The organism is Bacteroidota bacterium (assembly GCA_017303905.1).
In the GTDB taxonomy this organism is placed as follows: domain Bacteria; phylum Bacteroidota; class Bacteroidia; order B-17B0; family Aurantibacillaceae; genus JAHEYG01.
Map to the genome: position 1 here is coordinate 858,285 of JAFLBH010000001.1, position 13,615 is coordinate 871,899.

At 36.5% G+C, this 13,615-nt stretch carries 15 protein-coding genes; all 15 read left to right on the forward strand.

Going from position 1 to position 13,615, the window contains the following annotated elements:
* Positions 1–2 precede the first annotated feature (2 nt).
* Positions 3–1,268, forward strand: coding sequence for an ABC transporter permease (locus J0L69_03585; protein ID MBN8692250.1), 1,266 nt, complete (start codon positions 3–5; stop codon positions 1,266–1,268).
* Positions 1,269–1,468: 200 nt separating this feature from the next.
* Positions 1,469–2,647: a F0F1 ATP synthase subunit A gene (gene atpB / locus J0L69_03590; GenBank protein ID MBN8692251.1), complete on the forward strand. Its 1,179-nt coding sequence runs from the start codon at positions 1,469–1,471 to the stop codon at positions 2,645–2,647.
* Between the two features lie 33 nt (positions 2,648–2,680).
* The gene (gene atpE, locus J0L69_03595) at positions 2,681–2,887 is read left to right on the forward strand and encodes an ATP synthase F0 subunit C (GenBank protein MBN8692252.1); all 207 of its coding nucleotides are present in this window, start codon (positions 2,681–2,683) and stop codon (positions 2,885–2,887) included.
* A gap of 68 nt (positions 2,888–2,955) precedes the next feature.
* On the forward strand, positions 2,956–3,471 hold the full coding sequence (locus J0L69_03600) for a F0F1 ATP synthase subunit B (protein MBN8692253.1): 516 nt from the start codon (positions 2,956–2,958) through the stop codon (positions 3,469–3,471).
* A 1-nt stretch (position 3,472) separates the two neighbouring features.
* On the forward strand, positions 3,473–4,027 hold the full coding sequence (gene atpH / locus J0L69_03605; protein ID MBN8692254.1) for an ATP synthase F1 subunit delta: 555 nt from the start codon (positions 3,473–3,475) through the stop codon (positions 4,025–4,027).
* Positions 4,028–4,042: 15 nt separating this feature from the next.
* A complete protein-coding gene (locus tag J0L69_03610; GenBank protein MBN8692255.1) occupies positions 4,043–5,620 on the forward strand; it encodes a F0F1 ATP synthase subunit alpha in 1,578 nt (525 codons plus the stop codon).
* 23 nt (positions 5,621–5,643) lie between these two features.
* Positions 5,644–6,519: an ATP synthase F1 subunit gamma gene (gene atpG / locus J0L69_03615; protein MBN8692256.1), complete on the forward strand. Its 876-nt coding sequence runs from the start codon at positions 5,644–5,646 to the stop codon at positions 6,517–6,519.
* Positions 6,520–6,676: 157 nt separating this feature from the next.
* Entirely contained in the window at positions 6,677–7,726 is a 1,050-nt protein-coding gene (gene queA / locus J0L69_03620; protein ID MBN8692257.1) for a tRNA preQ1(34) S-adenosylmethionine ribosyltransferase-isomerase QueA, read from the forward strand.
* Between the two features lie 73 nt (positions 7,727–7,799).
* Complete coding sequence (locus J0L69_03625; GenBank protein MBN8692258.1) at positions 7,800–8,498, forward strand: 3'-5' exonuclease; 699 nt, start codon at positions 7,800–7,802, stop codon at positions 8,496–8,498.
* 1 nt (position 8,499) lies between these two features.
* Entirely contained in the window at positions 8,500–9,501 is a 1,002-nt protein-coding gene (locus J0L69_03630) for an NAD(P)H-dependent glycerol-3-phosphate dehydrogenase (GenBank protein MBN8692259.1), read from the forward strand.
* Positions 9,502–9,504: 3 nt separating this feature from the next.
* Positions 9,505–10,137 (forward strand): hypothetical protein, encoded by a 633-nt coding sequence (locus J0L69_03635; protein ID MBN8692260.1) that lies wholly within the window; start codon positions 9,505–9,507, stop codon positions 10,135–10,137.
* 2 nt (positions 10,138–10,139) lie between these two features.
* On the forward strand, positions 10,140–11,138 hold the full coding sequence (locus J0L69_03640; protein MBN8692261.1) for an NAD-dependent epimerase/dehydratase family protein: 999 nt from the start codon (positions 10,140–10,142) through the stop codon (positions 11,136–11,138).
* Positions 11,139–11,245: 107 nt separating this feature from the next.
* Positions 11,246–11,863, forward strand: coding sequence for a deoxynucleoside kinase (locus J0L69_03645; GenBank protein ID MBN8692262.1), 618 nt, complete (start codon positions 11,246–11,248; stop codon positions 11,861–11,863).
* 1 nt (position 11,864) lies between these two features.
* Entirely contained in the window at positions 11,865–12,443 is a 579-nt protein-coding gene (locus tag J0L69_03650; GenBank protein ID MBN8692263.1) for a SiaB family protein kinase, read from the forward strand.
* A 14-nt stretch (positions 12,444–12,457) separates the two neighbouring features.
* A complete protein-coding gene (locus J0L69_03655; GenBank protein MBN8692264.1) occupies positions 12,458–13,615 on the forward strand; it encodes a glycosyltransferase in 1,158 nt (385 codons plus the stop codon).

The following is a 13,615-nucleotide window of genomic DNA, read 5'->3' on the forward strand; positions in this document are numbered from 1 at the left end:
ACATGAAGAAACTATTATATAGTTTATATAAAGAGTACAAAGTACTTGTGCGCGACAAGGCGGCAATGGGCATTATGTTTATTATGCCAATGGCGCTGGTTTTTGTGGTAACAATCATACAGGATACAACGTTTAAGTCGGTAAACGAAACCTCTGTTCCTCTCTTATTGGTGGATAAAGATCATGATTCTTTATCGGTGCAATTAGAAAGAGCCTTAAAGCAGACTAAATTTTTTGATGTACAGAAGCAGGATATCAATCAGGAAGAGGCACGAGAACTCATAGCAACAGGTAAGTATTTAATCGGTATTTTTATTCCCGAGAAAAGCACAACACGTTTACGCGAAAAAGCATCTCAGCGTATCTCAAAATTATTTCCGGCAGAAGACACATTGCCATCTGTAGTTGACACAGCCTCGCTGCAGTTGAAATTATATTTTGATCCTATCACCAAGCAGTCTTTTAAAGTAAGTATTAGTGGTGCTATTGGTCGGATTGTTTCAGCATTGGAAATGCAGAGTATGGTTGATGTTTTGAAGGTGGAGATGAAAGACTTAATGCCGTCATCGGAAGAAGTCACATTGGAAACAAAACCTTTAGTGTCAACAAGCGAAGAGTACGCAACAAACAACGAATCAACACTGGTGCCAAATTCAGTGCAGCATAACGTGCCGGCCTGGACAATGTTCGCTATGTTTTTTATTTGTATTCCATTATCTGGAAATATTATTCGCGAGCGGGAAGACGGAAGCGCATTCAGATTACTTACGATGCCGGGTTCTTATGTTTTTGTTTTGGCCGGAAAAATCACCTTGTATCTTATTGTCTCATTGATTCAATTTGCTTTAATGTTAAGCGTGGGCTTATATATATTGCCTTTAATGGGACTTCCAACCTTACAAACAGGCGAAAATTATTTTACATTATTCAGTATTGCATTGAGTGCCGGATTGGCTGCTACCGCATTTGGTTTATTAGTTGGAACCATTGCCAGTTCGCAAGATCAGGCTGCCTTATTTGGAGCTGTATTTGTAGTTTTATTGGCTGCTTTGGGCGGTGTTTGGATCCCAACTTTTGTCATGCCTGAAATCATGAAAAGCATCAGCTCCATTTCACCGCTAAATTGGGGATTAGAAGCATTTTACGGGGTTTTTCTTAGAGGCGTTTCCTTTTCGGCCATTTGGATACACTTATTAAAACTTTTAGTTTTCGCCGCCGCTTGTTTTGGCGGAGCCTATTACTATCAGGTGTATAAACGCATGCGTTAAAAGCCGTCTTCGTCGTTCAAAATCAGTAAACTGACTAAAATCACGCTAAGCAAGGAATACAAATATTCTAACTGGTTAAAATTCAAGCCTTAACAAATTCGGATTTTTGCCATTTTTCTTCATAAATAATTTCTCGAAATATCATTTTATACCTACATTTGCACCCGAAATTTAAAGAACGATAATTTTTGAGATTTTTCATGCGAGCAAAAGCGATATTTTTCCCGATTTTTTTAGTCCTTTTTTTCCTGTTTTCAGGTAAGGTTGCCGCCGGCGAACCAACCGAATTAGAGCACCATGGTGATTCTAGCGCGGTGCATGTTTCAGATGGACATGGCAAAGAACAAAAAGTAGATATCACAAAAGTTGCTTTCGAACACATTTTAGATTCTCACTCTTGGCACTTATTTGGTGAAGGTCACGATGCCGTTTCAATTCCATTACCAGTTATTTTAAAAACCAATAACGGATTGGTTGTTTTTTCATCCGGAGAATTTCATCATGATACACATGGTACTCATGTTGTAGAGAAAAACGGTGAGCGTTTTGTGAATTTCGAAGAAACAATTTATTACGCTTCTGAAACTCCAAATGTTCACGGACAATATTTAGAGATGGAAGAAAATGGAAATGAGTGGCACCCAAAAAATGCGGCACCTCTTGATTTTTCAATTACCAAAAACGTAGCTCAGCTTTTTATTTCAGCCATAGTTTTAATCTTGATTTTCTCTTCAATTGCAAAAGCATACAAAACTACAGGTGTTACTTCTGCACCAACAGGAAAGCAATCTTTCTTTGAACCGTTAATTGTTTTTGTGCGCGATGATTTAGCTAAGGGAAATATTGGTCACGGTTACGAAAAATACGTTCCATACCTTTTAACCGTTTTCTTCTTAATTTTAATTAATAACGTATTTGGTTTAATTCCAATTGGTGCAAACTTAACCGGAAATATCGCGTTTACATTAGTATTATCGGTTATTACTTTGATTGTAACTAACGTGAATGCTAACGGCGCTTACTGGCATCACATTTTAATGCCTCCTGCTCCAAAATGGTTATGGCCAATATTAATTCCGATTGAAGTGGTTGGTATCTTAACTAAGCCTTTCGCCTTAATGATTCGTTTATTCGCGAACATGACAGCAGGACACATTATTGTAATCAGTTTAGTGGGATTAATTTTCTTCTTCGAATCATTAGCTATTTCTCCAATATCAGTAGCCTTTGCTTTATTTATTGATGTATTGGAGTGTTTAGTAGCATTTTTACAAGCTTACATTTTCACTATGTTAACCGCCTTGTTTATTGGCGCGGCTACAGCCGACCATTCACACGACGAGTCGCATTCAGGTGAACATGCAACGGAATCACATTAATAAACAAATAATAACAAATAAAAAACAAAAACCATGGGTGGAAGTATCGCAGCAATCGGAGCAGGTTTAGCCGTAATTGGCGCCGGCATCGGTATCGGACAAATTGGTGGTCATGCAATGGATGCCATTGCTCGTCAACCAGAAGCGCATTCAAAGATCCAAACTACAATGATTATCGCAGCAGCTTTAGTTGAAGGTGTTGCTTTATTCGGTGTGGTTGTAGCTTTAATGTCGAAGTAAAAACAAAAGTCCTCTGCGGTTGGCAGAGGACCTGTTTTTTAAAAGTTATTATTTAAAAGAAATAAAAAATGAATTCACTATTTATCTTAAACGCACTAGTAACTCCGGGAGTTGGTTTAATCTTCTGGACCAGCATCGTGTTTATTTTATTATTGGTTTTGTTAGGCAAATTTGCCTGGAAACCAATTTTAGCGGCTATTAAGTCTCGTGAAGAGAGTATTGATGAAGCTTTAAAATCTGCAGAAAAGGCGAAACTTGAAATGCAGGAATTAAAAGCCGGAAATGAAAAGATTTTGGCTGAAGCTCGTGCTGAGCGTGATGCTTTATTAAAAGAAGCACGTGATACAAAAGATGCTATTATCAACGAAGCAAAGACAAAAGCTAAATCTGAAGCTGATCGTATTTTAACTTCTGCTCGTGAGCAAATCACTAACGAAAAAAATGCTGCTATTACTGAATTAAAAAATCAGGTAGCTACTTTGTCAATTGAAATCGCAGAGAAAATTTTGCGTTCTGAGCTTTCATCCGATGATAAGCAAAAAGCATTGGTAACTAACTTAATGAAAGACGTAAATCTGAACTAAAATGATGATCGTTGCTTCAAGATACGCTAAATCATTAATCGACCTTGCTGTTGAGACCAAGCAATTGGAAGAAGTGCGCAATGATATGCGTCTTATTGCTCAGGTTTGTAAAGAAAACAGAGAGTTTGTTGTATTGTTAGAAAGTCCGGTTGTGAAAACAGATAAAAAGATGTCTATTCTTAAATCTATTTTCGAAGGAAAAATTTCTGCAACTACTTTGGCCTTCCTTGATATTATTGCTAAGAAGCGCCGTGAAGGATTCATTGATAATATTGCTTATGCTTTCGATGAGCAATATAAAGCATTCAAAAACATTACGAGTGCAGTAATTACTACAGCTGTAAAACTGGATGATGCTTCGAAAGCACAGGTTTTAAAAATTGTAAAGGAAAGTGTAAACGGTGAAGTTGATTTAGTTGAAAAAACTGACAAGAGTTTGATTGGTGGTTTTATACTTACTGTTAACGATAAACAAATAGACACAAGTATCAAGCGTAAATTAAACGATTTAAAAAAGAACTTTTCGGGTAACTTATATGTACCTGATTTAAATTAATAAATACTTAAGCAAATGGCAGAAGTAAAACCGGCAGAAGTATCTGCAATTTTAAGACAACAATTATCTGGTTTCAAAAGCGAAACAGAATTGGAACAAGTTGGTACCGTATTACAAATTGGTGATGGTATTGCCCTTATCTACGGATTATCAAAAGTAGAATCAGGTGAATTAATTGAATTCGAAACAGGTTTACAAGGAATTGTATTGAACCTTGAAGAAGATAATGTTGGTGCCGTATTATTAGGCCCTAGTGATAATATTAAAGAAGGCTCAACCTGCAAGCGTACTGGCCGCATTGCTTCATTAAAAGTTGGTGAAGGCATGTTAGGTCGTGTAGTTGATACCTTAGGAAATCCAATTGATGGTAAAGGTCCGATTACAGGAACTACTTACGAAATGCCATTAGAGCGTAAAGCGCCTGGTGTTATCTATCGTCAGCCGGTAACTGAACCATTGCAAACAGGTATCAAAGCGATCGACGCGATGATTCCAATTGGTCGCGGTCAGCGTGAGTTAGTAATTGGTGATCGTCAAACCGGAAAAACAGCGGTTTGTATCGATACAATTATTAATCAAAAAGAATTTTATGATGCAGGTAAGCCTGTATATTGTATCTATGTTGCAATCGGACAAAAAGGTTCTACAGTTGCTAACGTATTACGTACTTTAGAAGAAAATGGAGCAATGCCATATACAATCATCGTAGCGGCCAATGCTTCTGACCCAGCTCCAATGCAATTCTACGCTCCGTTTGCGGGCGCAGCCATTGGTGAGTTTTTCCGCGATACCGGTCGTCCTGCATTAATTGTATTCGACGATTTATCAAAACAAGCGGTAGCTTATCGTGAGGTGTCTTTATTATTACGTCGCCCTCCGGGACGTGAAGCTTATCCTGGTGACGTATTCTATTTGCATAGCCGTTTATTAGAGCGTGCTGCAAAAGTGAATGCATCAGACGATATCGCAAAGAGCATGAACGATTTGCCGGAGTCTATCCGACCGTTAGTAAAAGGAGGCGGTTCTTTAACAGCTTTACCTATTATTGAAACACAAGCGGGTGACGTATCTGCTTATATTCCAACTAACGTAATTTCTATTACTGACGGACAGATATTCCTTGAGTCGAATTTATTTAACTCGGGTGTTCGTCCTGCTATTAACGTAGGTATCTCTGTATCACGTGTAGGTGGTAACGCGCAAATTAAGTCAATGAAAAAAGTAGCAGGTACTTTGAAATTAGACCAGGCTCAATACCGTGAATTAGAAGCTTTCGCGAAGTTCGGTTCTGATTTAGATGCGGCTACAAAATCAATCTTAGACAAAGGTGCGCGTAACGTGGAAATCCTTAAGCAAGGACAATTCTCTCCATTGCGTGTTGAACAGCAAATCGCTATTATTTATTTAGGTACTAAGAATTTATTACGTTCAGTGCCTGTAAATAAAGTACGTGAATTCGAAAAAGAATTTTTAGATACATTAGAGCGTAAGCATAAAGGTAGTTTAGATCAGTTAAAAGCCGGTCAGTATACCGATGAGATTACAAATGTATTGGAGGCTGTTGCCAAAGATTTATCAGCGAAGTATAAATAATTTGATAATACGCATTAGTTAAAATGCCAAGTTTAAAGGAAGTCAGAAATAGAATTGTATCAGTAGGTTCAACCATGCAGATTACCAGCGCCATGAAAATGGTGAGTGCTGCAAAATTGAAACGTGCTCAGGATGCGATTACTCAAATGCGCCCTTTTGCCGAGAAGCTTCAGGAAATTTTGAGTAATGTAAGCAGCTCTTTGGATAATTCTGAAAATGCCTACGCGCGCAATGCGGGAGGTAAAAATATACTTATCATTCCGATTAGCAGTAATCGCGGTTTAGCCGGAGCATTTAACGCCAATATTGTAAAACGTACTTGGAGTTTAATTAAGAATGACTTTAACGGCTGTCATGTTACCGTATTACCAATTGGTAAAAAAGTGCAAGATGCATTTAAGCGTACAGATTATATTATCAGCGGACAAGATTTACCTTCAAACTTAAATGAGTTGTTCGATGGGTTGTCGTTTGCGAAAACATCCCCGGTAGCCGAAAAAATCATGGAGGCATTTGCTACCAAACAATTTGATAAAGTTATTTTGGTGTACAATCAATTTAAAAATGCAGCTGTTCAGATAACTATGACAGAGCAGTTTTTACCAATTGTTCCACCAACATCCGGAAAAAGTACAAGTACAGATTATATTTATGAACCAGGAAAAGAATTTATAGTAAATGATTTAATTCCGCGTTCATTAAAAACACAATTTTATAAAGCATTGTTAGATTCAAACGCATCAGAGCATGGTGCACGTATGACAGCAATGCATAAAGCAACCGATAATGCCAAGGAAATGTTGCGTGATTTAAAAATCACTTACAACAAAGCGCGTCAGGCTACAATTACCAAGGAGATTTTGGAAATTGTGGGTGGTGCCGAGGCATTAAATGGTTAACCGTTCTTTAATTCGTAATTAATCCCGTAAGATTAATACATGCATAATTCCACAAAGGTGGTTTTATTTCGTGTTTTTCTTACATAGTAATAACAACAATGAAATAAGGCCACCTTTTTTATTTGGTCTTTTTCAAAGAAAAAACAAAACAAGTACTATGAAGTTATCTATGTTCAAATTCAATCTGCCAAAAGAATTGTTGGCAGAGTATCCTGCAAAAAGTCGTGATGAGAGCCGTTTAATGGTAGTTGATCGCGCAACCGGTAAAATTTCTCACAAAAAATTCCGCGACATCATTAATTATTTTGATGAAGGTGATGTGATGATGTTGAATGACACGAAGGTGTTTCCAGCGCGTATGTATGGTAATAAAGAGAAAACCGGCGCAAAAATCGAAGTTTTCTTATTACGTGAATTAAGCGCAGAGAGCCGTTTGTGGGATGTGTTAGTTGATCCGGCGCGTAAAATCCGAATCGGTAATAAATTATATTTTGGCGAAAACGATAGTTTGGTGGCTGAGGTAATAGATAATACAACTTCTCGGGGAAGAACATTGCGTTTTTTATATGATGGTTCTTATGAAGAATTCCGTAAGGTATTATATGATTTAGGAGAAACACCACTTCCAAAATACATTAAACGTAAAGCGGAAGAGAGTGATATCGATCGTTACCAAACTGTTTTTGCAAAAAACGAAGGTGCAGTAGCTGCTCCAACTGCCGGTTTACATTTTAGCCGTGAATTATTAAAGAAATTAGAAATTAAGGGTGTAAATTTTGCACCATTAACTTTGCACGTTGGTTTAGGAACTTTCAGAACGGTTGAGGTAGAAGATTTAACCAAACATAAAATGGAGAGCGAAGAAGCTTTAATTTCTGCGGATACATGTAAAATTGTAAATACAGCGAAGGCAAAGAAGAAAAAAGTGTGTGCTGTTGGAACTACTGTTATGCGTGCTGTTGAGTCATCAGTTTCTACAACCGGACAATTAAATCCGTATGTGGGTTGGACAAATAAATTTGTGTTTCCTCCGTATGATTTCAGTGTTGCCAATTGCATGATCACAAATTTCCACATGCCGGAGTCTACTTTATTAATGATGGTAAGTGCATTTGGTGGATATGATTTAATCATGAAAGCTTATAAAGAAGCGATAAAAGAAAAGTATCGCTTCTATTCGTATGGCGATGCCATGTTGATTTTGTAAGATGAAAATCAAAGGCTGTTTCCCCTCAGAAACAGCCTTTTTTTATTGAATTAAAACTTATACATTAGTAGTAATTATGACTCAACCCAAGCTGAATAATATATTGTTTCTGGATATAGAAACTGCGCCGTTGGTTTATAAATACAAAGATTTAAGTCAGGCGGAAAAAGAATTGTGGGACAAGAAGTGGATGTATAATCCCGATAACAAACCTGAAGAATTATATTCGAAAGCCGGCGTGTATGCCGAATTTTCGAAAGTAATTTGTATTGGCTTGGGATACTATAATGGTAAGGAATTCAGAGTTAAAGCCATTGCAGGGGAAAATGAAAAAAAGATATTAGAGGAATTTCTTGACATTGTAAAAACGCATTTTAATAAGGCAGAACATGTTTTCTGCGCACATAATGGAAAGGAATTCGATTATCCTTTTTTAAGCAGACGAGTAGTGGTAAACGGATTAGCTTTTCCTAAAAACTTTCAACTGCAGGGTAAAAAACCTTGGGAGGTAAAACATTTAGACACTATGGAAATGTGGCGATTTGGTGATGTTAAGAATTTCACATCACTTAATTTGTTAGCGCATATTTTTGGTATTCCTTCCCCAAAGGATGATATGGACGGAAGTATGGTGGCGAAAGTGTACTATGAAGATAAAAATCTCGATAAAATTAAAAAGTATTGTTTGAAGGATGTGGTAACATTGGCACGTGTATATCAGCGTTACAATAATTTACCAATGGTGAGTGATAAGGATTTAGTTTTTGCATAACATGTTTAATAAGAAACATAAAATAGGCGTGATAGGTAGTGGTAGCTGGGCAACAGCTATCGTGAAGATATTGAGCAATAACTCAGGCAGTATTAATTGGTATTTCCGTAACGAAGACGATATTAACTACATTAAGCAACATCATCACAATCCAAAATATTTAAGTTCCGTTGATTTCGATTTAAATAAAATTGAATTGTTCAGTGATGTAAAAAATTGTATCGATAAGTCTGATATTATTATTCTTGCTATTCCTTCAGCATTTTTACATAAGAGCATTCATGAAATCCCTAAGAATTTATTTCAGGATAAAATTATTTTCTCCGCAATTAAAGGTATTATCCCCGAGTATAATTTAATTGTTGGTGAGTATTTGCATACCGTGTATGAAATTCCATTCGAGAATATTGGTGTAATTACAGGGCCATGTCATGCGGAAGAAGTAGCGATGGAGAAATTATCTTATCTCACGATTGCATGTTCTAAAGTAAGCAACGCTGATATCCTGTGTAATTATTTAAACTGTCGTTATATAAAAACAACAAGCAGCGACGATATTTACGGAACTGAGTTGTCGGCCGTATTAAAAAATGTTATTGCAGTTGCCGGCGGTATTTGTCATAGTCTGGGTTATGGCGATAATTATTTAGCTGTATTAGTAAGTAACGCTATTCAGGAAATCAAACGTTTTGTGGATGCAGTTCATCCCATTGACAGAGACATTAAGGCCTCTGCTTATTTGGGTGATTTGTTGGTAACAGCTTATTCTCAATTTAGCCGTAACCGTATGTTTGGAACCATGCTAGGGAAGGGTTACAGTGTTAAGCATGCACAATTAGAAATGAACATGATCGCTGAAGGTTATTACGCAGTAAAGTGCGTACACGAAATCAATAAAAAATATAATGTAGATATGCCTATCACGAATGCAGTTTACAATATTGTTTACGCACAAAAAGACCCTCGTCGTGAAATGGAAATGTTATCCGAAAAATTATCTTAAAATTTGCGACTTATAGCTAATATTATTTCCGTTGTGTTTCATCCTTTGCTGATGTGCAGTTACGGAAGTCTGATCTTTTTCTTTTTTTTAAAAGGCTCTATTTATGATTACATGACGCCTTTCAAATTGAAATGGATTATTTCCGCTATGATATTTTCTTTTTCTTTCATCTTACCTGTTATTAATATTTTTATTCTCTATAAATTAAACCGCATTAGCTCTATAACCCTTGAAGACAGAAACGAGCGTACTTTTCCCTATGTGCTCACATCGTGTTTTTATTTCGGCTTATTTTATTTGTTTTTAGATTTAAATATTTGGCCAAGCATTAAAGTACTTATTTTCGGAGGAGGATTGTCTGTTTTACTCACCGCACTCATTAATTTACGCTTTAAAATTAGTGCGCACGCTGTAGGAATCGGCGGATTGATCGGCTCTTTAATGATGATATCATTTGTTTTAAAGTACAATGCCGTACCTGAAATCGCTATTCTGTTTTTAATTGCCGGAATGATATTAACGGCGAGATTATATTTAGACGCACATAAACCTTCGCAGTTATATTCCGGTTTTGCATTAGGGATGTTAACTCAGATTTTGGTGTTTACTTTTTTCTTAAACTTTAAACTTTCATAAGATTGAATTTAGTAACAGGAGCTACAGGATTGGTTGGTTCGCATGTTTTGCTAACCTTATTGCAACAAGGAAAAAAAGTAGTTGCAACAAAACGCGCATCCAGTAATTTATCGGAGGTAGAGAAAGTTTTTTCCTATTATACAACCGATTCAAAAAAATTATTCAATCAAATTATTTGGCGCGACGTTGATTTAAATGATGTTTTGGGTCTCGATGAATTGCTCAACGATATCACCTCTGTTTACCATTGCGCCGCACTTGTGTCACTTAATAACAGCGATAGAAATCAGTTATTAAAGATAAATGTGGAAGGCACCGCTAATTTGGTGAATGCTTGTATTCAAAAAAGGATTGAATCATTTTGTTTTGTGAGTTCCATCGCCACATTGCAAAATCCCGATATAAAAGGTGATTTGGATGAAACTGTTTTTTGGAAGAACAAACCGAATCAAAACGTTTATTCATTAAGCAAATATTTAGCAGAGCAAGAAGTATGGCGAGCTATGGAAGAAGGCTTGAATGTAGTTATTGTAAATCCGGGTGTAATCGTTGGTCCTGGTAACTGGAATAGAGGGACCGGACAATTATTCTCCTTAAGTAAAAAAGGAGTTTTGTTTTATACAGAAGGTGTGAATGGATTTGTGGATGTAAAGGACGTTGCGGAAATGATGGTGGATTTGTGTGACAAAAAAATGTTTGGCGAACGTTATTTATTGGTAGAAAATAATTATTCCTTTAAGGAAATATTAGAGCAAATACACATTGCTTTGGGAAAGAAACCCCCGCAAATAAAAGCCGGAAAATTTTTCCTGAATTTGGGGCGTTTGTTCACATTTCTGTTGCCAGAAAACCTGAAAGTGAATGCTTCCATGATTGAAACCTTAACCGATAAAACCACCTACAATTCCCAAAAAGTTAAAAAATGTTTAAGCCGTAATTTCACCCCAATTTCACAAAGCATTGGCTTCGCTGCGGGTGTTTATAAAAACCTTGGCACCTAAATCCAACCAAGTTATTAATTATCAATTTGTTAAAAAAGGCATTCGTATTAAAAAAATTGGTTTTTGTACGTAAAATCTATATCTTAGTCTATTATTTTTAATGTTTTATGCACATTGCAATTGCCGGTAACATTGGGTCAGGAAAAACAACATTAACATCTTTACTTGCCAAGCACTACAAGTGGCATGCGCATTACGAAGACGCTGACGACAATCCTTATTTGAATGATTTTTATGAAGACATGCAGCGTTGGTCGTTTAACTTGCAGGTTTACTTTTTAAACAATCGTTTCTCTCAAATTTTAGACATCCGTAAGGGAAAACACACTGTTGTTCAAGACAGAACTATTTATGAAGACGCGTATATTTTTGCGCCAAATCTTCATGCAATGGGCTTGATGACAACACGTGATTTTGAAAATTATTTTTCGTTATTCAAATTAATGGAGAGCTTAATTAAAGCGCCTGATTTGATTATTTATTTACGCGCTTCCGTACCTACATTGGTAAAACAAATACAAAAGCGTGGACGTGATTATGAGAATTCAATTCGTTTGGATTATCTAAAAAGATTAAATGAAAGATACGAGGCATGGGCTTCAACGTATGAATCAGGGAAGTTGTTGATTGTAGATGTTGATGATATTAATTTCAACGAGAACAAAGAAGATTTAGGTAAAGTAATAAGATTAATTGATAGCCAATTGAACGGTTTATTTAAATAAGTTGAGCGACGGTACACATACAGAAGAAGCGTTTTTTAAAAATCACTTTTTAAAAACAATGGATTCGCTAAAAGAGGGAGGCAGTGAAATATTGCTTGCTTACGATGGCGTTTTAAATGTGGATACGATTAGTCGCCTCGAAACTGAAGTGGAAGAAAAAGTAACTTCACTTGCCATTGCAAAAGGTCCTCTCAAAAAAATATTTTTTATTTCAGTTGAAGCGTTACAAAACATGTTGATTCACGGAGGAAGGGACGCGCAAGGGCACCAGCATAATTATTTCATTTTAAGTAAAGGCGCGTCTAAAGTAGAAATCATCACTGCAAACGTTGTGGCTAATTCTAATATCCCTAAACTAACGGCCGACGTAGAGAGGCTTAATTCGTTTGAGGATCCTGCTGCTCTTAAAACATATTATATGGAGCACTTAGAGAAGAATGAATTAAGCGAAAAGGGTGGAGCAGGTTTAGGATTCATTACGATTGCCATGAAGAGCGGAAATAAATTAGGTTCCGGTTTCTTTAAAATCAATGATAGTTTATCGCTGTTTACATTGAAGTCTACAGTTAGTCTGGAGTAATCCAATTTCATTTAATGTCAAACGAACAAGACGCCATACTTTTTTTAACGTCGTGGTATCCTGTTGAAACAAATCCCACACACGGTATTTTTATTCGTAATCACGCTATTGCTTTATCTCAATTTAGAAAAGTAATTGTAGTGTATGCCTACAGTTCCAATCAAAAATCTTCATTGCAAATCGAAGAAACAATCGTCAACCAAAATTTAACGGAGTATCGATTGTGTTATTCAAAATCATTTTTTTCAGTTAAGCCTTTCTCTTCTTTTTTACAATTCATTAAATTTAAAAAGGCGCACAAACAATTAATCGTGCATTTACAGCAAAACAAAATCAGTGTAAAGGCGATTCAGGTAAACGTGATTTTTCCGGTCGCTATGGTTTTGGATTTATACCGCAAGGCGTTTAAAGCTGATTACACCATTGTAGAGCATTGGAGCGGTTATTTAGAACAAGATGGGAATTATAAAGGGGGAATTCTAAAACGAACAACGCAAGCCGCCATTGCAAGTGCGAAAAAGATATGGCACGTTTCTGAACCACAAAAGCAAGCCATGCTTGAACACGGATTAAACGGACAATACGAATTAATTTACAACGTGGTGAATACAACTCTGTTTAAGCCGGGAAAAAAAAGCAATTCACGTATACAACTTTTGCATGTTTCTTCCTTAGTGGAACGCGAAAAGAATATAAGCGGAACTTTTAAAGCCATTAAAAAATTACAGAATAAAGGATTTGATTTCGATTTTGTTGTGATTGGCGGTGATAATGAAGAGTTGCTCAATGCAAAAAATCTGGCGAAGGAGCTTCAATTAGCTAATGTAAAATTTACCGGTGTGTTAAAGCCTGAACAAGTCGCGGAATACATGCAGCAGTCTGACGCATTAATTTTGTTTAGTCATTTTGAAGGAATGCCTGTTGTGGTTCTTGAAGCCATGAGTTGCGGCTTACCTGTATTCGTTAGTAAAGTCGGACAATTACCTTATATCATTAATAAAGATTACGGTGTGTTAGTTGACACCGGAAGCGAATCGCAATTGGTAAACGGATTGGAAAATTTAATTAATGGACAATTAAAATTTGATTCCGTTGCGATGCGTGAATTTGTTTTAATGCACGCTTCTTTGGAAGCGGTAGGGCAGCAATTGAATACTTTTTATAAGCAATAA